Annotated in this window: 17 protein-coding genes; 9 read left to right on the top strand and 8 right to left on the bottom strand. The window is 38.5% G+C overall.

Annotated features, from left to right (window positions below):
* Window positions 1-97 precede the first annotated feature (97 nt).
* Window positions 98-1,435 carry a hypothetical protein gene (locus tag ACIFOT_RS08895; protein WP_430063963.1) on the top strand — a complete coding sequence of 446 codons (1,338 nt, stop codon included), beginning with the start codon at window positions 98-100 and terminating at the stop codon, window positions 1,433-1,435.
* A gap of 44 nt (window positions 1,436-1,479) precedes the next feature.
* Here ACIFOT_RS08895 and ACIFOT_RS08900 read toward each other — a convergent pair whose 3' ends face one another.
* The 3 genes from ACIFOT_RS08900 to ACIFOT_RS08910 form a co-directional block, all read right to left on the bottom strand.
* Window positions 1,480-3,111 (bottom strand): ATP-binding protein, encoded by a 1,632-nt coding sequence (locus tag ACIFOT_RS08900; protein WP_430063964.1) that lies wholly within the window; start codon window positions 3,109-3,111, stop codon window positions 1,480-1,482.
* Between the two features lie 154 nt (window positions 3,112-3,265).
* Entirely contained in the window at window positions 3,266-4,315 is a 1,050-nt protein-coding gene (locus ACIFOT_RS08905; protein WP_430063965.1) for an LLM class flavin-dependent oxidoreductase, read from the bottom strand.
* 129 nt (window positions 4,316-4,444) lie between these two features.
* Window positions 4,445-6,010: an FAD-dependent oxidoreductase gene (locus tag ACIFOT_RS08910; protein ID WP_430063966.1), complete on the bottom strand. Its 1,566-nt coding sequence runs from the start codon at window positions 6,008-6,010 to the stop codon at window positions 4,445-4,447.
* A 246-nt stretch (window positions 6,011-6,256) separates the two neighbouring features.
* Between ACIFOT_RS08910 and ACIFOT_RS08915 the strand changes: the two genes are divergently transcribed.
* Window positions 6,257-7,216, top strand: a complete 960-nt coding sequence (locus tag ACIFOT_RS08915; protein ID WP_430063967.1) for a COX15/CtaA family protein — start codon at window positions 6,257-6,259, stop codon at window positions 7,214-7,216.
* 30 nt (window positions 7,217-7,246) lie between these two features.
* On the opposite strand, the gene ACIFOT_RS08920 is transcribed toward ACIFOT_RS08915, so the two are convergent.
* Entirely contained in the window at window positions 7,247-7,861 is a 615-nt protein-coding gene (locus ACIFOT_RS08920) for a LysE/ArgO family amino acid transporter (protein ID WP_430063968.1), read from the bottom strand.
* Window positions 7,862-7,977: 116 nt separating this feature from the next.
* Here ACIFOT_RS08920 and ACIFOT_RS08925 point away from each other — a divergent pair, with 116 nt between their 5' ends.
* On the top strand, window positions 7,978-9,432 hold the full coding sequence (locus tag ACIFOT_RS08925) for a PLP-dependent aminotransferase family protein (RefSeq protein WP_430063969.1): 1,455 nt from the start codon (window positions 7,978-7,980) through the stop codon (window positions 9,430-9,432).
* Window positions 9,433-9,579: 147 nt separating this feature from the next.
* Window positions 9,580-10,227 carry a hypothetical protein gene (locus ACIFOT_RS08930; RefSeq protein WP_430063970.1) on the top strand — a complete coding sequence of 216 codons (648 nt, stop codon included), beginning with the start codon at window positions 9,580-9,582 and terminating at the stop codon, window positions 10,225-10,227.
* Between the two features lie 98 nt (window positions 10,228-10,325).
* Here ACIFOT_RS08930 and ACIFOT_RS08935 read toward each other — a convergent pair whose 3' ends face one another.
* Complete coding sequence (locus ACIFOT_RS08935) at window positions 10,326-11,126, bottom strand: UTP--glucose-1-phosphate uridylyltransferase (RefSeq protein ID WP_430063971.1); 801 nt, start codon at window positions 11,124-11,126, stop codon at window positions 10,326-10,328.
* 335 nt (window positions 11,127-11,461) lie between these two features.
* Between ACIFOT_RS08935 and ACIFOT_RS08940 the strand changes: the two genes are divergently transcribed.
* From ACIFOT_RS08940 to ACIFOT_RS08955, 4 genes are all read left to right on the top strand, one after another.
* Entirely contained in the window at window positions 11,462-12,166 is a 705-nt protein-coding gene (locus ACIFOT_RS08940; RefSeq protein ID WP_430063972.1) for a DUF707 domain-containing protein, read from the top strand.
* A gap of 129 nt (window positions 12,167-12,295) precedes the next feature.
* Complete coding sequence (locus ACIFOT_RS08945; protein ID WP_430063973.1) at window positions 12,296-13,159, top strand: glycosyltransferase family 10 domain-containing protein; 864 nt, start codon at window positions 12,296-12,298, stop codon at window positions 13,157-13,159.
* A gap of 181 nt (window positions 13,160-13,340) precedes the next feature.
* Window positions 13,341-14,456, top strand: a complete 1,116-nt coding sequence (gene gmd, locus ACIFOT_RS08950; RefSeq protein WP_430063974.1) for a GDP-mannose 4,6-dehydratase — start codon at window positions 13,341-13,343, stop codon at window positions 14,454-14,456.
* A gap of 49 nt (window positions 14,457-14,505) precedes the next feature.
* Complete coding sequence (locus ACIFOT_RS08955) at window positions 14,506-15,909, top strand: sugar phosphate nucleotidyltransferase (protein ID WP_430063975.1); 1,404 nt, start codon at window positions 14,506-14,508, stop codon at window positions 15,907-15,909.
* Here the strand turns inward: ACIFOT_RS08955 and ACIFOT_RS08960 are convergent.
* Window positions 15,906-16,841 (bottom strand): GDP-L-fucose synthase family protein, encoded by a 936-nt coding sequence (locus ACIFOT_RS08960; RefSeq protein WP_430063976.1) that lies wholly within the window; start codon window positions 16,839-16,841, stop codon window positions 15,906-15,908. The genes ACIFOT_RS08955 and ACIFOT_RS08960 overlap by 4 nt on opposite strands.
* Before the next feature lie 239 nt (window positions 16,842-17,080).
* On the opposite strand from ACIFOT_RS08960, the gene ACIFOT_RS08965 reads away from it, so the two are divergent.
* Entirely contained in the window at window positions 17,081-17,746 is a 666-nt protein-coding gene (locus tag ACIFOT_RS08965; RefSeq protein ID WP_430063977.1) for a galactosyltransferase-related protein, read from the top strand.
* A gap of 276 nt (window positions 17,747-18,022) precedes the next feature.
* Here the strand turns inward: ACIFOT_RS08965 and rfbC are convergent, their stop codons facing one another.
* Together rfbC and ACIFOT_RS08975 are read right to left on the bottom strand one after the other, a co-directional pair.
* Window positions 18,023-18,583 (bottom strand): dTDP-4-dehydrorhamnose 3,5-epimerase, encoded by a 561-nt coding sequence (gene rfbC, locus ACIFOT_RS08970; RefSeq protein WP_430063978.1) that lies wholly within the window; start codon window positions 18,581-18,583, stop codon window positions 18,023-18,025.
* A gap of 38 nt (window positions 18,584-18,621) precedes the next feature.
* Window positions 18,622-19,527, bottom strand: a complete 906-nt coding sequence (locus ACIFOT_RS08975; RefSeq protein ID WP_430063979.1) for an NAD-dependent epimerase/dehydratase family protein — start codon at window positions 19,525-19,527, stop codon at window positions 18,622-18,624.
* Window positions 19,528-19,589 lie beyond the last annotated feature (62 nt).

Genomic DNA, 19,589 nt, shown 5'->3' on the forward strand with positions numbered 1-19,589 from the left:
TCTATTTACGTTAAAAAATATGTTGAATGGTATTTATTTACACCTATCTTTTACCATGATAAAGTTACATATATTTAGTGCTTAAGGAGGATGTCCTTTGAAAAAGAGAAAATTCCGTGTGGTTTTAAGTAGTTTATTATCTATGACATTAGTATTCCCTCTATTTGCTCCCGCTGCGTCTGCGGCATCTAAACTTGATGGACTGAAAGAAAGCCGCCCGCTGTCTTCCATCCTTAAAGAACGATCTGCCAAAAATCATCTAGCAAAAGTGACCACATCCCTGCTTCCGCCTATCATTGGGGGACCGCTGCCAATCGCTCAAGTTCCAACAGATCCAATCCAAGAAAATGATGTATTTAAGATGTTCTCTGTCAGTAATAGTGCCATTTCCCCAGATGGTGACGGCAGAGGGGACACAGCAGTCATTACGTATGAAAATAAAATGGACCGTAACTTTACCACTATCTATGTTTTTAATTTATCCAATCCTGCTTCTGGCCTTGATGAATTCGGCCTGCTCGGGGATGTTTATTACTCAGATGAAGATGGAGATGGAAATGGATTTGATCCAGCCGGCATTCATACAGGTGTATTTAATGGGCAATATTTTGATTACCATCCGGATATTAACGCTTTTCGGACATTGCCTGATGGACTTTATGCATTCAGAATCGAGTCCCTTAAGGATGATGGGGAGGATGACTCCGACAATGGAGTGAATCTCTATCCGCTTTTTGTGAAAAGGACAAAACCTGTCATTAACATCAAGAGCCAGCATACTGCGATAGGTGCATCCTATAATTTAACGGGTACTGTTGCTGATAAATTCGTAGATTACAAGGCTTTAGTTAATCAATATGGAGTACCTTATGATGTAAATAAATATTTAAAATTGTCTTATGTCATAAAGAAGAAAAACGGAAATATCTACGATTCTAATTCTATTAATTTAAAAGATGATGGCAGCTTCTCAATACCATTATCGAATTTAGAAAAAGACGATTATACGGTTTCTCTCATTGCCCAAGACATTGCACAAAATGCAACAACCAAAGATCAAATCATGCTGACTGTAAAACTAGGCTGGGATTTAGTTGATGGAAAATGGTCATATTATCTGCCTACCGGTAAAAAAGTAACGGGCTGGAGTAAAATTAATGGACCATGGTACTATTTCAATTCAAATGGAGAAATGCAAACAGGATGGATCAAATTAGGGGGTACCTGGTATTACCTGACTGGAAGCGGGGCAATGAAGACAGGCTGGCTGAAATGGGGCAGCAGTTGGTATTTCTTAGCTTCTAGCGGCGCAATGCAAACGGGCTGGATCTATACAGGCGGCAAATGGTATTACCTCTATCCAAACGGGGCAATGGCTTATAATACATGGATTGGAAAATACAGATTAGGACCGGATGGTGCCTGGAGAAAATAATAAAATGAAAATAACAAAGGCTGTCAGTTTCGACAGCCTTTGTTTTATAGATTTCCTTCTACCCATAATGGAATGTATACCCTAAAGGTCGTTCCTTCCTCTTTTTCACTTTCCACTTCAATTCTGCCTTTCATTCTTTCCACGATTTGATAACAAACCATTAGCCCGATACCCGTTCCTTTTTCCTTTAATGAATAAAAAGCCGTCCCAAGTCGTTCCATTTCCTCAGCCGACATGCCAATACCGGTATCTTTAATTTCAATCAATCCATAGGTTTTAAAACTCTTAACGTTAATGGATAAGATACCGCCTGATCGCATGGCTTCAATACCATTCTTGACAATATTAATAATCACTTGTTTTAATTCACTTTTATTACCTCTTACAAACACTGCTTCATCCAAATTGGTTTTCAAAGAAATGTTTTTCGACATAAAGGCAAAGGTGTTCATTAAATCCGCTACTTTTATGACCACATCCGTTACATTTACCATCTCAATATGATCTAGATCAGGTTTTGCAAGCGACAAATATTCATTAATAATTTTCTCAGCCCGGTTTATCTCATCAAGCATTAATTGAATATAAGACAATTCCGATTCACTCAATCGTTCATGCGATAAAAAAATTTGCAAAAAACCTCTCACAACCGTCATTGGATTACGGATTTCATGAGCAACAGAGGCCGCAAGCTGCCCAATTGCATTCATTTTTTCAGCCCGCTGCAATTCCTTTTGGATTTTCGTTTTAGCAATTATTTTTTCCATTTCACAAATGGCTTCTTCCACACGATGGACATTGCCGATATTTTTTGGTATTGTGCCAAATTCTCTATAAGTATCTGATAGCCTTTCAAACAGTTCCGTCAACTGTGCGGTCATATGGTTAAAGTTTTTTCCTAATTTCCCCATGTCAGACTGATTTGATATCCCAACCTTAACATCAAAATTACCTGAACTCACTGCATCGATTCCGGAAATGATTTCATGTACGGGCTTCAAAACTTTGCTTAGCCCCCATCTCAATATAAAATAAATCAACATTGTAATAATTAACAATGAAGATAATAAATACACCCCTATTTTCCTTTTAAAGTGATCAATTGTCGATGCATCAACATCTACTGCTAATACTGCTATCACTTTTCCATCGTTATCTAAAATAGGCTGGAAGGCTGTAATCCATCCACCATAACGATCATGATAATGACCGCTGCTTGTTACCTTTTTTTCGGAAATGGCACGTTTAAAGGCCATAAGAAATTCTTTGCCTGCTTTATACGTGCTAAAGCTGTTAATCTCAGAGGTTTGATCTGCTTTTGGAACTGCTAAAAATTCCAATTCATTCCCTTTTTCTATCTTTGCTTCCAAGATATATCCTTCTAGATATTTAGCGTTTCTTGTTTGAATCAAGCCGACTAAGTAATTCAATCTTTGTATGGATGGAGTTTTAGGATCATGGGAGTCGATTGCTTTTTCCACTTCCTCAGCTCGGATCGTGACACCCCAAAGACTGGCAACGCCTCTGGCCCGATCTGTTAACTGATTCGTTAGCTGCTTCGATTCATAATAGAATGTAAACCCCGCTGTCGAAACAACTGCCACAAAGGTGATAAGAAAAGAAAGTAATAGGATTTTTCGATAAAATGGTAAGTCATTCACATGCTTTTTACACATAGGTAATAGTCCTTTCAGAAGCTTCATAAGGTGAAAATTCGACAGCCCTGAAAGAGAATCCTTTTGTTAACAATTGACATTAGAAAAGTTTTTGTTAAATTAGCTCCTGTTTGTTGAACATTGATAAAAGACTATGATCTGACTGAACTAGGGCTTACTGTTCCGCTTCCCACCGTGAGATTTCCTCCCGAACCCGCGGCGCAACCTCTGTCCCCAGCAGCTCAATTGCTTTCATAACATCTTCATGCGGCATAGACCCAACCGGTACGTGAAGCATAAAGCGAGTAACTCCTACGTTCTTGCGAAGGTGAATAATTTTCTCTGCCACCGTCTCTGAATCGCCAACGTACAGCGCTCCTTCAAAGCTTCGTGCCGCATCGAAGCTCGCACGGCTGTAATGACCCCAGCCGCGCTCCCGTCCAAGTACGTTCATGACTTGCTGGGTAGGAGGGAAAAATTTGTCCGCTGCCGTCTCGGTATCCTCAGCAATGAAACCATGTGAATGCGATGCAACCGGCAGCTTAGATACATCGTGTCCTGCTTGTGCTGCCGCTCGCTTATAAAGCTTAACAAGGGGAGCAAATTGAATTGGGCTGCCTCCAATAATGGCTAAAACAAGCGGTAAACCAAGCATTCCTGCCCGAATGACAGATTGGGTATTACCGCCGCTGCCAATCCAAACAGGCAGGGGATTTTGCACTGGTCTTGGATACACACCCAGATTGTTAATAGCCGGACGGTGTCCGCCTTTCCAGGTTACTTTTTCAGATTCGCGTATTTTCAACAATAACTCCAGCTTCTCTTCAAACAGTTCATCGTAATCTTGTAAATCATAACCAAACAATGGAAAGGATTCAATAAACGAACCGCGTCCCGCCATAATTTCTGCCCGTCCGTTTGAAATGGCATCCAGCGTAGCAAAATCCTGGAATACACGGACTGGGTCTGCCGAAGATAGCACCGTTACCGCACTTGTCAGCCTAATCCTTTTTGTCTGTGATGCCGCTCCTGCAAGCACCACTGCCGGGGAAGAAGCCGCAAAATCTTCGCGATGGTGTTCACCAACACCAAAAACATCCAGCCCTACCTGATCAGCAAGGATAATTTCCTCGACAACTTCCCGGATTCGCTGGGCATGACTAATCACTTCGCCAGTTTGAACATCCGGCGTTGTTTCTACAAACGTACTGATTCCTATCTCCATTGACTATTCCCCCTATTTCCATCAAAAAATAATATCTTCATTTTGAGACTTTATCTTGTTAAATTCAAGTAATCCCTCTCCGCCTATGTAAAAAGCATCAATCAAGGCAATTGATGCTCTTTTTCTTCATTATTCCTCATTAAAGATATCTCCAATGACTTCTCGTGCTGCCCTTTCTCCTGACTCGACTGCTCCGTTTAAATAACCAGCACACTGAATGGATGTGTGCTCACCCGCAAAGAATATATTGCCTTCCCGTTCCCCAATAATCCCGGCAAATTTTGTATATTGGCCAACTTTCCAATATGAATAGGATCCCTTAGTCCATTGATTGCTAAGCCAGTGATCAACAGTCGCTAAGCCGTTCCAATTGCTGACACTGCCCGGCAATACTAGGTTTAACTTGTCCAAAAATTGCTTCGCAGTCTCATTTAATTCCGCTTCAGTTAAAGCAAGCTGCTTGGCCGCTGTTTCGCCGCCTGTATAATTAACCAGTATGCCGGATTTACCTTGCTGCGCCCTGGTTGACTCAAACGTCTGCTGATAGCCGGTATCGGTAAAAGTCTCACCATTATTGCCGATATCATTCCAGAACCGTTCGACAAATTGCGCATGAAGCTTCGTGTTGACTCCCATTCCAAGCTCTTCAATTGCTAGTTTTTTTAACTCTCGAAAACTGGCATTCTCAAAATCTATTGTTTTTAAAATTTTAAAAGGAATAGCTAGAATCACTTTGTCCGCAACAACTTCCCAATCCCTTTCGCGATTTCGAAAAACAAGCTTGATTTCATTTTCAGCAAATTGGTCAATTTTTACCAGCTGGGAATGAAATTGAATTTGACCATCATCTAAACTTTTTGCGAGCATTGCGGGTAGCTGATCATTACCACCCCTAATATGAAAGCATTCATCAGAGTCGCCATACATTTGAAATTGATCTTTTTGAGTAAATCCTAGCAAATAAAGGAGATTTAATGCGCTCTGAGAATTAGCATCTGCTCCAAATTCAAGGGTATAAGCAACCTCTAGTAATTTCCCAAATTTCGATTCAATTCCGCCAGGCACAATTTCATTGATATACTCGACAATTGACATATGGTCCAGTTCATATCCACGTTTCGAAAAACGATTATAAAGAGTCGTTTCACCTACTTCATCTAGATCCCTTTGCAATTTGGGCAAGATGCTCATAAAGTCATTTGTTACTTCTTGAAAAGAATAAGAGGATCCGTCAAAGAAGTAAAAGGGTTCCGTGCCCATGGATTCTGACTTGATTAAATGATCTAATTCCAAGCCAAATTCCTTTGCCAGCTCTTGAATCTCCTTATGCCCCGTATCGATTAATTCTCCGCCCCGTTCGACAATTTGACCGTCCTTGAAGAAGCCCCTTTTCGTCCAACATCGTCCCCCAACCCTGTCTGTAGCTTCATAAACAGTTGATAGAATTCCCTCCTGCTTTAGTCGATAGGCAGCCGTGAGGCCCGCCAATCCAGCCCCCACAATAACGATTTTCGGATTAATTTTTCCATCGCGGTTATATTTAATAGCCTGCTTCTTTTCCGTTTCTGGAGCAGCTTTTTGTGATGTAATACCCTCTTTGCGGATAGCCTGTCCAGTGCTTGCTTGTTTTTCTAGTTCAGCACTAGCCATCGCAAAGGATTTCTGCAGGATACTTGCTAATGGTGTTCGTGCCAAAAACCTAACCTCCCTATGCAATATCGATTGATAAACTATCGTACGATAGTAAATATCTATCCATAAAATATGCATGACCTTCTTTATTTGCTTTAGGCAGGAAATTGGTTTCTCATTTATTTTTCATAAATAAGTTCACAAAACGTTCACAAGCAACCTCCTTAACATCAGGGAGTTCAGGCAATAATGCTAATGCGAAGCATGGGGATGTTTTCGTAATAAGCTACTGAATAAGGAGGGGTGGGCGTGACAATAAAGCGATTAGCTTTGTTAACAATTTTGCTCACATATTTATTAATTGTTTTTGGAGGCTATGTGGCTTCCTCAAAATCCGGGATGGGATGCGGACCTGAATGGCCATTATGTAATGGGGATGTTGTACCAACCTTACATAGAGACACGTTGATTGAATTCACGCACAGGGTGATTGGCGCCATTCTTGGCATTGTCTCTTTTCTTCTATTTGCCAAAATACTACGGACGAAAGTAAGTCCTTCAGTTCGTTCTGTTGGATTCTGGATGCTTGTTTTGCTCATCATTCAAGTCTTGCTGGGTGCAATCGTAGTGTTAAAAGATCTGCCGACAAGTGTCATAGCAGGTCACTTAATCATTGCTTTACTCTTTCTGACCAGTCTCATCTGGATTTGGCGGCGAACAGAAGAAGAGGGCGATATTCACCACCGCCCTGCGGGTCATTCTGAAAAACAAAAAGGAATCAAACGACACTTCAATATTGCCCTATTTCTTTTGCTAGCGGTTTTTGGTTTAGGGGCCTATGTGAAGCACGATTCTTTGGGGATGATATGTGGTGCATTTGCATGTAGAGATTCACTTTTACCGGTGACAGTTCCAGAAATAATTCAAACCATTCATAGAGGATTAGCCTTCGTTTCAGCGTTGTACATCTTCTTTCTTGTCTATTTGTCGTTCAAAAACGGATGGGGAGATAAACTGCAGAATCGGCTTGTTTTTTCAGCAATAACGGTTTTCATTCAAATTGTATTAGGAGTTCTGACGATTTTGAAGTTTATTGATATCTCGTGGGCGATGCTTCACCTTGCAACAGGCACCCTCCTGTTCGCACTCATAGTGGAGGCACGGGTATATTTAGGCACGGCAGCCTTCTTGAAAACAAAGCCGAACATTGCAACGAATCAGCCAATAGCAAATAAAAACAGATGTGTAAAAATAGCAAGGGTGCCCTAACGCTATTAGGGCACCCTTTTTAAAACGGAGTTATATTGAGCACAATTGGAATAACAAATAAATAGCCATAACCCATATAATAAGGGCGGAAACTTGATTCATTTGTTTTAAGAGCTTCCCATTTCTATCAATTTGCCCCATCTTTCTACCTAAGATTGCTAGGGAGAAAAACCAAAGCCAAGAAACCAATATACAGGCTAAAGCAAATATCCATTTTTCATATCCTGTATAAGCCAATGAACTAGTTCCAATGACTCCAATAGTATCCATTATGGCATGGGGATTAAGTAATGATACGGACGCAGCAAAGGTAACCTGACGGCGTGCAGAAAAACGGCTTTGCTCTTGGTCAGTGCTAACTTCAGGTGTATTTTTCCACATAACCCATCCCATATAGGCTAAAAAGAAGAAGCCAATTAAAAATAGTAAAATCTTTAACCATTCAAAACTAAAAACAATAATGGATACCCCGGCCACGGCCAAATAAATCAGTATTGTATCACAAACCCCTGCTGTTACGATGGCAGGTAAAGCATTCTTGAATTTCTTATGTGTCGCTCCTTGATTAAATACAAAGACATTTTGGACACCTAAAGGCAAAATCAAGCCAAATGCCAAAATGATTCCATGAAAGAATGGTTCCACGCTGACTCCCCCTATTCCTATTAAGAATAACGGAGGATGGGCTGGATGTCTCCAACCAATTGGATGGGATTTAATCCAACCATTTGGTTATAATAAAAGAAAAACGGAGATTGTCTATGTCTGATATAGAATGGAAACCACAAAAAAACTCAGCAATTCCTTTGCATCAGCAAATCTATAACTATATGAAAATGAAAATAATGAACGGTGAGTGGACAATAGGGACTAAAATACCTCCACAAAGGCATTTAGCAAAACTATTTCAAGTAAATCGCAGTACCATTGTAATCGCACTAGAAGAACTAACGGCTGATGGACTCATTGAGTCTAAGATTGGAAGCGGTACAAGGGTCATCAATAATACCTGGGGCCTGCTTTCGTCAACACCTCCCCCAGATTGGGTTAGTTATGTAAAATCCGGTATCCATAGACCCAATATATCCATCATTCAAGAAATCAATAAGGCAGAAGCAGACCCTGCCTTTATTCGGCTTGGAACGGGCGAACTTTCACCGGATTTGTTACCAACTGAAAAAATGGCAAAAATACTTCAAATAGATAATGGACATTCTTTATCACTTGGATACATCGAGCCTAAAGGAAGTCTATCTTTGCGAAAAACGGTAAGTGAATATTTACAATCAAAAGGAATTGCAGCCTCGCCTGAATCCATTTTAATTGTTTCAGGAGGGCTTCAAGCACTGCAATTGATATCAATTGGGCTATTAGAAAGAGGTTCGACCATCTTCCATGAAACACCTTCCTATTTGAACTCCATACACGTATTTCAATCTGCTGGTATGAACTTATTTGGGATTCAATTAGATGATGAGGGGATTAGATGTGATTCAATTGGACGAATAAAGCGGCAGCATAATGCGACGTTGCTTTATACTATCCCCAATTTTCATAATCCAACAGGCACTTTAATGTCTGAGAGAAGAAGAATTGAATTACTAAAGGTTTGTCAAAGAGAATCCCTTCCTATCATTGAGGACGATGTTTACGGTGATCTATGGTTTGAAAGCCCGCCGCCAAAGCCTTTGAAAGCCCATGATACACAAGGGAATGTATTATATATCGGAAGTATGTCCAAAACATTGAGCCCTGGTTTACGAATCGGGTGGATTGTGGGGCCTGAACCTGTCATTGAACGTTTGGCAGATATAAAAATGCAAACAGATTACGGATCAAGTTCCATTTCCCAATATGCTGTAGAGAAATGGCTTTCTAGTGGTTTATACGAGAATTTCTTAAAGCAAATAAAGGTAGAATTGAGTTACAGGAGGGATTTCACACTTCAGATTTTAAAGAAACATTTTTCTGAAATAGCTGCATGGAGCGAGCCAAAAGGCGGATTTTATATTTGGCTGAAGCTGCAGTCAGGAGTTTCCACTCGAAAACTATTTGATTTAGCCCTTCGAGGAGGGATTTTATTAAATCCAGGAAGCGTGTATGATAAAAGTGATTTCCAGCATCTTCGGATTTCCTATTCTTACGCTTCAATAGAACACCTTGAAAAAGGGCTGATACTTTTAGCAAAGCTTATAACCCGTTGTTCTAAAAATTGAACCTTACAAAGGATACTGTGAATGAAAAGTTCGGGTTAAAAAAGGAGGAATCCACCTAGAACATATAATAATTCTTCACATACATTTATATAGAATTATTATTCTTGTCCTATATTCACACATTCCTATTGGAGGAGGAACAACAAAATGAAAGTTCTGTTATTTACACCCTCATATAAACGTCCATACATGCTTCGTCATTGTATACTTAATATGAAAAACCAGTCGCATACAGATTTTACCCACTCAATCAGCATTATGTATGATAAAGAGTCTGATACTTCAAATTATAATATCGTATTTGATGATATACTTGATGATAGGTTTATTATCCAGTACAGGAAAGATTCCTTCACACATACGAATTCCATTTCTACAATATTACAAAGTCAGCAACCTTATGATATATATATTAAAATTGATGACGATGATATATACAAAAGGGATTATGTCAAAACAATAGTTGAATATTTTGAGACACATCAATGTGATATTTTAAGTTCAGAAATCGGTTATCAGTTAAATAATTATCATTTATCAGCAGGTAATTATAGAAGCCTAGGCGGTCATTTTCCAGATAATAAATTTTTGATGCCTCAAACATTTGCATTTAGTCATAAAGCATTTCAAGTTTTGCCTAACATTCAAGATAACGGTCTTTTTGATGATCTGCTGTGGAGGGATGCTTGGAGCAAGCATGGATTTAAAGACGAGAATGTAGATAATTCCAGTAATATCATTTGGCATATTCATGGCAAAAATGCATCAGTAGGGAATTGGTTTGTCCCTAATTAAAAATCTATGGTACGATTCACCTTACTAATTCAAGGGGCAAAAAGTTAAGCATTGGGTTCTAAATCCCAATGCTTTTTTATATGGAAACTATGGATTCACTATTCATTACTCATTATTTTCATTAGTTCTATATATTCCTTTAAAATTCCAATATCGTAACGGTCGCCAGAGATAATCTTTCCATAGACCGGTTGTTTTTCCAGCAAACCTTTAATGGCATCTGTCAGCTGAATTTCCCCGTTGACACCTTCCTTTAAACCCTCTAAATATTGAAAAATCTCAGGAGTAAAAATATATCTTCCTATAACAGCCATATCTGAAGGTGGGTCTGATTTAGGTTTTTCCACGATATTTTCAATTTCAATGAGATTTGTTTTATTAGATCCCTGGATAACCCCATAGTTTTTTAATTGTTCTTGTTTTACTTGCTTTAATCCAATCACGGTGCTATTTGTTTTTTTGTATTCATCAATTAATTGTTTAAGAGCAGGATTCTCATTGGAAATAATAAAATCATCGGGTAACAGTACTCCGAACGGTTCATTTCCGACAAATCCCTTCCCAATTCTTATCGCATCTCCAAGTCCTTTTGCAGATGGTTGTAACATGAAAAAAATATCTATCTTTGGAAGTTCCAAACGTTCAAGCAAATATTCTTTATTTTTGCTTTTTAAAAAAGCCTCCAGCTCTAGTGGATGATCAAAATAGTCCAAAATTGAGTGTTTTAAACTTGAAATCACAATTAGTAATTGTTCTATACCTGAATGAACTGCTTCCTCAACTATATAATGAATTGCAGGTTTTAAACCTAAAGGAAACATCTCTTTAGGTAATGCCTTTGTTATTGGAAGACTTCTGGTACCATATCCTCCAGCAGGGATAATTGCTTTTCTCACCAATACCTTTCCACCTTCTTTGTTATTGTTTAATTAATCAAGGAAAAGTTTTTTTGAACAGCATAAAGCTTCAAAAAAATAGGGTTGTCTTATTTTTATGTGAATGGATATGAAAGGGGAAGGGCTTGTATCATACCAAAAATCAAAAAACTATTTTTGTAGTTTATTCAGGGCCGGTTAACTAAGGAGAAGTAGAACATAGGGTTTATTCAATAATCAGGAGAATCAATTGCTTTATGTTCATAGATTCCCCATCCACATAAACCTGAGGCATACACCATCTTGTCCTATTTTGCATATATTATTTAAGGTTGTTCATAACTATTAAATTAGATGAGGTGATTGACATAAAGAATCTGGTATTTGTTCGAGCAAGCGACAAATCCCTGCATAAGGAGTGGATTGAACCAAAGAACGCTAAATTTTTCGAGTTATATATCGAATATTATGGGGAAAGTCCTGACCGTTTCCGGGAAGATGCCGATTATTATAGTTATAATCAATCAGGAACAAAATTTCCCCGTTTTTTTGAAATCATCAGTCAAAACAAAAGTCTTCTAACCGATTTCGATGCAGTGTGGATAGCAGATGATGATTTAAGAATAAGTGCTGACGCCATTTCGTCCATGTTTGAGCTATTTCATAGACACCATTTATGGCTGGCCCAACCCGCTTTAACGAAACATTCCCACCATTCATGGCCTACTTTATTACAGGACCCTCGATATACACTCCGATATACAAATTTTGTTGAAGCAATGGCTCCTATCTTTTCTAAATCAGCCCTCCAAAGCTGCTGGACAACGTTTGAAAAAAGCACGTCTGGTTGGGGCCTTGACAGTGTTTGGCCTAAGCTTTTAGGATATCCTTCAGATAAAATCGCCATTCTTGATGCAACCCCTATATCCCATATCAGAAAGGTTGGAAGTGGGGACATGTACAGTTCTATAACTATTAATCCATGGGAAGAGATGAACCGCGTAAAAGAAATCTATGCCGTTAGCACGACGGGGATTGAAATTTATGGTGGAATCCCTAATTAGAAACTAGTGCTCATGAAAAAACGATATATTGCTAGAGAAGATAAAAAATCAAGAATATTTTTGTAACGTACTAAGGATACGAAAGTTTAATTTTTAAGAGGTTTTTTAAAATACAAAAGGGTGATAACTTTGAAACCAAAAATTAAAATAAATTTTACTGATTTTTGGGGAGGATTTGATAAAAATAACAATTTCTTTACAAATTTATTGGAAACAAAATACGATATTACGATTAGTGATGATCCAGATTATCTCTTCTATTCTTGCTTTGGGAAGGATTTCTTAAATTATGATTGTGTAAGGATATACTATACTGGTGAGAATTATAGGGGACCTGATTTTGGTCTATGCGATTATGCTCTAGGTTTTGATTACCTTTCCCTTGATGATAGATACCTTAGATTCCCACTATACTTTTTGTACACTGATGACTATAAATTAGCAAAAAAGAAACATTTAATATCTGAAAATGAAATTAAGGATAAAGTTTTATTTTGTAACTTTATCTATTCAAATGGTTTTCCATGGTATCGCAATCTCTTTTTTGACATGTTATCAAAGTATAAAACAGTAGACTCAGGGGGAGGGTTTAGAAATAATTTAGGCTATAGAGTCGAAAATAAACTTCAATTTCAAAAAAAATATAAGTTTAGTATTGCTTTTGAAAATGATACAAATGATGGATATACAACCGAAAAGATCATTCAGGCATTTGCAGCACAAACCATACCAATATATTGGGGAAGTCCATCTATTTCTAAAGAATTCAATCCCAATTCTTTTATCAATTGCCATGATTTCGATTCCCTTGAAGATGTTGTAAAGAGGGTAGAAGAAATCGATAATGATATGGAACTTTTTAGTAAAATTTTAAAAGAACCCATATATTCAGCAGATGTAAATCAGGAAGAAATTGGAGAAAAACAATTATTAAATTTCCTATCTCCAATATTTGATTCTCAGTATGATTTAGCTTTTAGAAGACCAAGGTAGCAAGGCTTGGTAAAAAATCAGCGTCTGTTCTTACTTCCAGAATTCCCCCAGTGGTTAGGTATCACTACCAAAAAACAGGTTTTTCATTTGGTCACCGGCTCCACCTATTTTAGTACAAGCTTTGGAACCCTTTAATGATAGTTCCATATACTAGAGTAGTAGAATACAAAAGGAGGTAATTATGGAAAAAGTAGCTTTAATAACGGGAATTACCGGGCAAGACGGAGCTTATCTTGCCGAATTGCTACTAGAAAAAGGATATACGGTTCACGGCTTAAAACGAAGAAGTTCCCTGCTAAATACCAATCGAATTGATCACTTATACCGAGACCCCCACGAGACAGGCGCCAAGTTTTTCCTCCACTATGGAGATCTGACCGACTCTACTAATCTAATCCGGCTCATTCAGACCATCCAACCTGACGAGATTTACAATCTTGGCGCCATGAGCCAAGTTCATGTCAGTTTTGATACGCCGGAATATACTGCGAATACAGACGGTCTCGGAATCCTTCGAATTTTGGAGGCAGTCCGAATTCTTGGGCTCATCAAGAAAACTAAAATCTATCAAGCTTCCACGTCTGAATTATACGGTTTGGTTCAGGAAACACCGCAAACGGAAAAAACGCCCTTTTATCCCAGAAGCCCTTATGCCGTTGCCAAGCTGTATGCATATTGGATTACCGTAAATTACCGGGAAGCCTATGGGATGTATGCGTGCAATGGTATTCTGTTTAACCATGAAAGCCCTATCCGAGGCGAAACGTTTGTTACCCGTAAGATTACTCGGGCAGTTGCCAGAATCGCTCTGGGAATTCAGGATCAGCTGTACTTAGGGAATTTAAATGCCCAAAGGGATTGGGGACATGCTAAAGATTATGTGGAAGCCATGTGGCTCATGCTTCAGCAGAACGAGCCACAAGACTTTGTAATAGCGACGGGAGTGACTACGAAGGTGAGAGATTTCGTTAAGCTGGCTTTCGCGGAAGTAGGAATTGACGTGGAATTTAAGGGGGAGAACGAAGAGGAAAAGGGATTCGTTAAAGCATGCCATCACCCCGATTTTCAAATCCCGACTGGAAAGCCTATTGTGTCTGTGGACCATCGTTATTTCCGACCCAGCGAAGTCGACTTGCTGTTAGGAGAGCCGAATAAGGCAAAACAAAATTTAGGCTGGGCACCTAAATACAATCTGCACTCTCTCATTAAAGAGATGGTTGAAAGTGATATAAAAGAAGCAAAAATGGAAGTGTATTTACGAAATGGCGGATACGGCAGTCATGAACAATTTGATTAACGTGTGCAAAGGATGAATGCTGGCTGAAGAAAGGAGATATTTCAACACATTGAAAATTGTTTTATTATCCGGTGGATCAGGAAAACGGCTTTGGCCGCTTTCTAATGATTCCAGGTCAAAGCAGTTTTTGAAGGTTTTAAAAACTGATAATGAACAATTAGAATCGATGATACAAAGAATTTGGAAACAGCTCAAATCGGTGAATCTTCATCAATCCTCGTATATTGCGACCAGTAAAGCTCAGGTTGACATGGTGTTGAGCCAGATTGGCAATGATGCCCCCCTTATCATTGAGCAAGAGAGACGCGACACCTTCCCTGCCATAGCATTAGCCTCAGTCTATCTATATTCCTGTATTAAGACAGACCCCGATGAAGTTGTTTGTGTACTTCCTGTCGACCCCTTTGTTGAAAAGAGCTTCTTTGAACAAGTTAAGGTTTTGGACAAGCTTGTTCAGGAATCGGGTGCCAATATTGCTTTGATGGGTGGAACCCCTGTTTATCCATCCGAGAAATATGGATACATCATTCCGGAAAAAGGAAAAACAAAACAAAATCCACTATCCTATATGAAAGTCTGCAACTTTGTTGAGAAGCCTAAGGAAGACCATGCTATCCGACTTATTGAGCAGGGTGCCTTATGGAATCTAGGTGTTTTTGCCTTCAAACTGAAATATATGCTCACCTTTTTACAGACTATGGGTTTTCCCATAGAATATTTTGAACTCGAAAAAGTATACAATCAGCTGCCTAAAATTAGTTTTGATTATGAGGTGGTTGAAAAGGCAGACCATGTCATCGTTGTTCCCTACGATGGGACGTGGAAAGATCTCGGAACTTGGAACACTTTAACCGAAGAAATGAATACTAACCAAATAGGAAATGGGATAATCAGTAAGAACACTAAGAATACTCATGTCATTAATGAACTTGACATTCCTGTTGTGGTCATCGGTGTACCAAACATCGTCGTGGCAAGCAGTCCACAGGGCATATTAATTTCAGAAAAGGCGGAAAGTCACCAAATCAAGGATATCATGAAACATGAGAAAGAAAGACCAATGTTTGAGGAACGAAGATGGGGCTGGTATCAAGTCTTAAACTATACCAAGATTTCAGACAACGATTTAGCATTGACGAAAAAAATCGTTATTGATGCAGGAAAAAATATCAGCTACCAGAGCCATTCGAAAAGAAGCGAGGTCTGGACAATCCTATCGGGGGTAGGAGAGTTTGCCCTGGAAGATCAGCTTTACGATGTAAAGCAGGGAGATGTTCTCAAGATTCCTAAAGGAGCAAAACACGGCATTAAAGCCACTAGCACCTTAGAAATAATTGAAGTACAAATGGGCGAGGAATTGGTGGAAGAAGATATCGCCCGAGTTTTTATGACCTGGGACGAAGTTATCAAGCACTGCGAGGAAAAACATAAAGAAAAGGAACAGGGTGCTTAACTTAGCCCCCTGTTTTTTACATACCAATCAATCGTTTTCTGTAAACCTTCTTCCAAAGTCGTCCTTGCTTCAAATCCAAATAGCGACTTTGACTTGGTTACATCGAGGCACCTTCTCGGTTGACCATCCGGTTTGGTGCTATCCCAAATGATTTCACCTGTGAAACCAGTTTTTTCTGCAATCAAGCCTGCTAAATCTTTTATTGTTATTTCATGCCCTGTGCCAATATTAACTGGTTCTCCTTCATCATATTTTTCAGCTGCCATCACAATGGCTTCGGCCGCATCCTCAACATATAAGAATTCCCTGGTTGCTTTTCCCGATCCCCAAGCATGTATTTGCTGCTGCCCTTTTTCCTTTGCTTCAACACATTTATGAATTAAGGCTGGAATGACGTGGGAACTTTCTAAATCAAAATTATCCCTTGGTCCATAAAGATTAACAGGAAGCAGGTAAATGGAGTTGAAACCATATTGCTGACGATATGCCTGCGATTGGACGAGAAGCATTTTTTTAGCAAGTCCATAAGGAGCATTAGTTTCCTCCGGATATCCATCCCATAAGGCTTCTTCGTTAAATGGGACAGGAGTTAATTTTGGATAGGAACAAATTGTTCCGCAAATGATGACCTTTTCCACTTGGGCCAACCGTGCGGCCTCTATCAAGTGAATACCCATGGCAGCATTGTCGTAGAATAATGTCCCCGGATTCTTTCTGTTAGCTCCAATTCCCCCCACAGATGCTGCTAGGTGGACAACGATATCAGGTTTCGTATCTTTCAGGAGTGAATGGGCAATGGTTGAATTCCGAAGATCGTATTCACGACTGCGAGGAATTATAAGATCAGCGCAGCCTTGGTCTTTAAACCGCTCCACAACATGAGAACCAAGGAATCCAGCCCCCCCTGTAACCAAAATTCTTTTACCCTTCATGAACAATCGCCAACCCTCTCTTTTAATGACCATTTAGTCATAGATTTATGCGGAAATGTTTGGAAAGTGCAAATAAAAATCGTTAAAAATAATGTTAATAGCAGAATCTCTCGTACTATACCGACTAATATGAGCGCAGCTTCATTATTTGCTTTACATCCCCATTTGTTCATTGGACAAGCACCAAATTTGACTCCCTTCCATCTACTAATAATGGATTATTAAGAGGTGGTGAAAACATGTTAAATAAGGTATCTGTACTTTTTCCTTTTGGTACCGACCATGGTCCAAGAGAGCAGAATTTTAATTGGACTAAAAGGTTCTATGAAAAGATGATGCCTGAAGTAGAAATTTGTATTGGAGAGTCTAGAGATCAACCTTTTTCAAGGTCACAAGCGATTAATCATGCAGCTGCACAGGCAACAAGAGACATTTTCGCGATTGCTGATACAGACATAATTTATGATCCAGTGGTTCTCATAGAAGCTATTAAACTACTTGATGTTTACACATGGGTACTTCCGTTCGATAAAAGTTTTAATATGGATAAACAAAGTTCAGAAGAACTTCTTAAATTAGAGCCAGGCTGGCCACTCCCTATTAATGTTAATGGGCACATACCGGGACAAATCGGATATGGATTATTGAATGTTATCCCTCGAAAACATTTTGAAGCAGTAGGAGGCTTCGATGAGAGATTTCTAGGCTGGGGAGGAGAGGATGATGCTTTTGCTGCTAGCGTTAATGGTTTGTGTGGCTGGCTAACAAGAATGAATCACACAGCATATCATCTATGGCATCCACCTGGTGACTATACTTATTACGGAGAAAACTTAAAATACTTGAAACCCTATTATGACGGAATCGAATCTGTAAAGAAAGAAATTGAAAAAAGAAAAAAGTAATCCAAGAGAATCATATCATCCCCTTTTGTTAATTCACATTCATGATTTTGGATTTAACGATGCTCATCGTAGAATGCTCCAATAACCCTGCAAGGTAAAATCGTCGCCGCCGTTTAAGCTATTAAATTTTACAAACTTGAACCTAAATGTGCGGCGATACACGTACATTATCAATATTTTCCTGTTCTTTTTAAGGTTTTCCCCTTTTTAATTCTTCCTAAAAATAGAAATAGCTCTGATCCCACTTAAGGAATAAGAGCTCCTAAAATCACGGTATTAAATTCCACCCCTAAACTCCTTAAAACATTGAAGATTCTTATCTTTTTCTGATAAGATTATTTTTTTATCAACTAGATCTAATGGCCAATCAATACCAATATCCGGATCATTCCAAATGATTCCATCATCGTATTCTCCATAAAATTTCTCTGCACATTTATATGAAACTATGGATGGTTCAATTACTAGGTAACCATGTCCAAAATTTTTAGGAACATAAAGCTCATTTTTATTATCTTGAGAAAGATAATTGCCTCTCCATTCTCCAAATGTCGGGGAATCTTTTCTTAAGTCAACAATAACATCGTAAATCTTTCCGGAGACACAACGGACAAGCTTAGGCTGCTCATTTACTCTTTGAAAATGAATGGCTCTAATAACACCTTTATGGGAGTTTGTATAAAAAACTTCTTTTAAATCATGGTAAATACCATTCTCCTCAAATACTTCTTTGGAATAATCTTTAATAAAATAGCCTCGCTCATCATATGCAACAAAAGGCTTGATTAAAAATGAACCCTCTAAGTCTAATTTATCAAATGAAAACTTTTGAATCATTTTTTGTCCTCCACAATCAAATTGACTGGTATATTAACTCATCTTAATGACTCTTCTATTGTTTCCATTATCCCTTCTTCAAAAGAAAATGCGGTTTCAAATCCTGTATCTTCTTGTAAATCATCGATTTTGAACCATTCATCATAATACTTTAAACCATCTTCTGGCTTCTCTCCAAGTCCAATTTCCGCGTTGTCACCAAAGATATTTTTTAAAGATAGCAAGTATTCCTTTAATATGCGAGGTGTTCCACTTCCTACAAAATAGCAATTACGTTGTGTTTCTTTTTCTCCTAGTGAATACAATGCTTTCGCAGTATCTTTTACATACATCAAATCATATGGCTGCTCAGCCTTAGAGAATGACGGTCTATTACCTCTTGCCAATTCACTAATTGTATAACTAATGATATTTCCTGTTGTGTTATTACCTCCATATATATTGGACAATCTGGCCCATACATAAGGCAAATCCAGTTTTTTGCATAAAATATCTAATAAACAATGTGTAGTTTGCTTCGCAATTCCATAAATATTGTTCTCAGCTTTTACATCGAGATTGAATATATTTTCTGCTATTTTTTCTGTGATAGTTCCAGTACAAATAAACTTTTTACAGTCCAACGCTTTAGCTAATGTTGCACAGTCGCATGCATATCGGCAATTGAGTAATTGCAAATCATAATTTGACCTGTCCTTGCCACCAGCTCCAGCCCATGCAAAATGGTAGAACACATCAATATCTCTATCCAGTATCTTGTTTCTCAAGTTATTAATTTCAGCCAATTCACAATAAATAATCCTTACATTACCGGGGGCAATATTTTCAATATTTGACTTTTCACTCCTTACTACAGCAATTACTTCCACATCATTTTTAACCAATTCTTTTATAACCCAACTGCCAATAAATCCATTTGCCCCAGTTACAATTACTTTTTTCAAACCTCTCATCCTTTGTCAATCTAAATTAAGATTTCCTGATGAAACTTTCCATTTCCTATCTT

It is taken from the genome of Neobacillus sp. NRS-1170 (assembly GCF_050468025.1).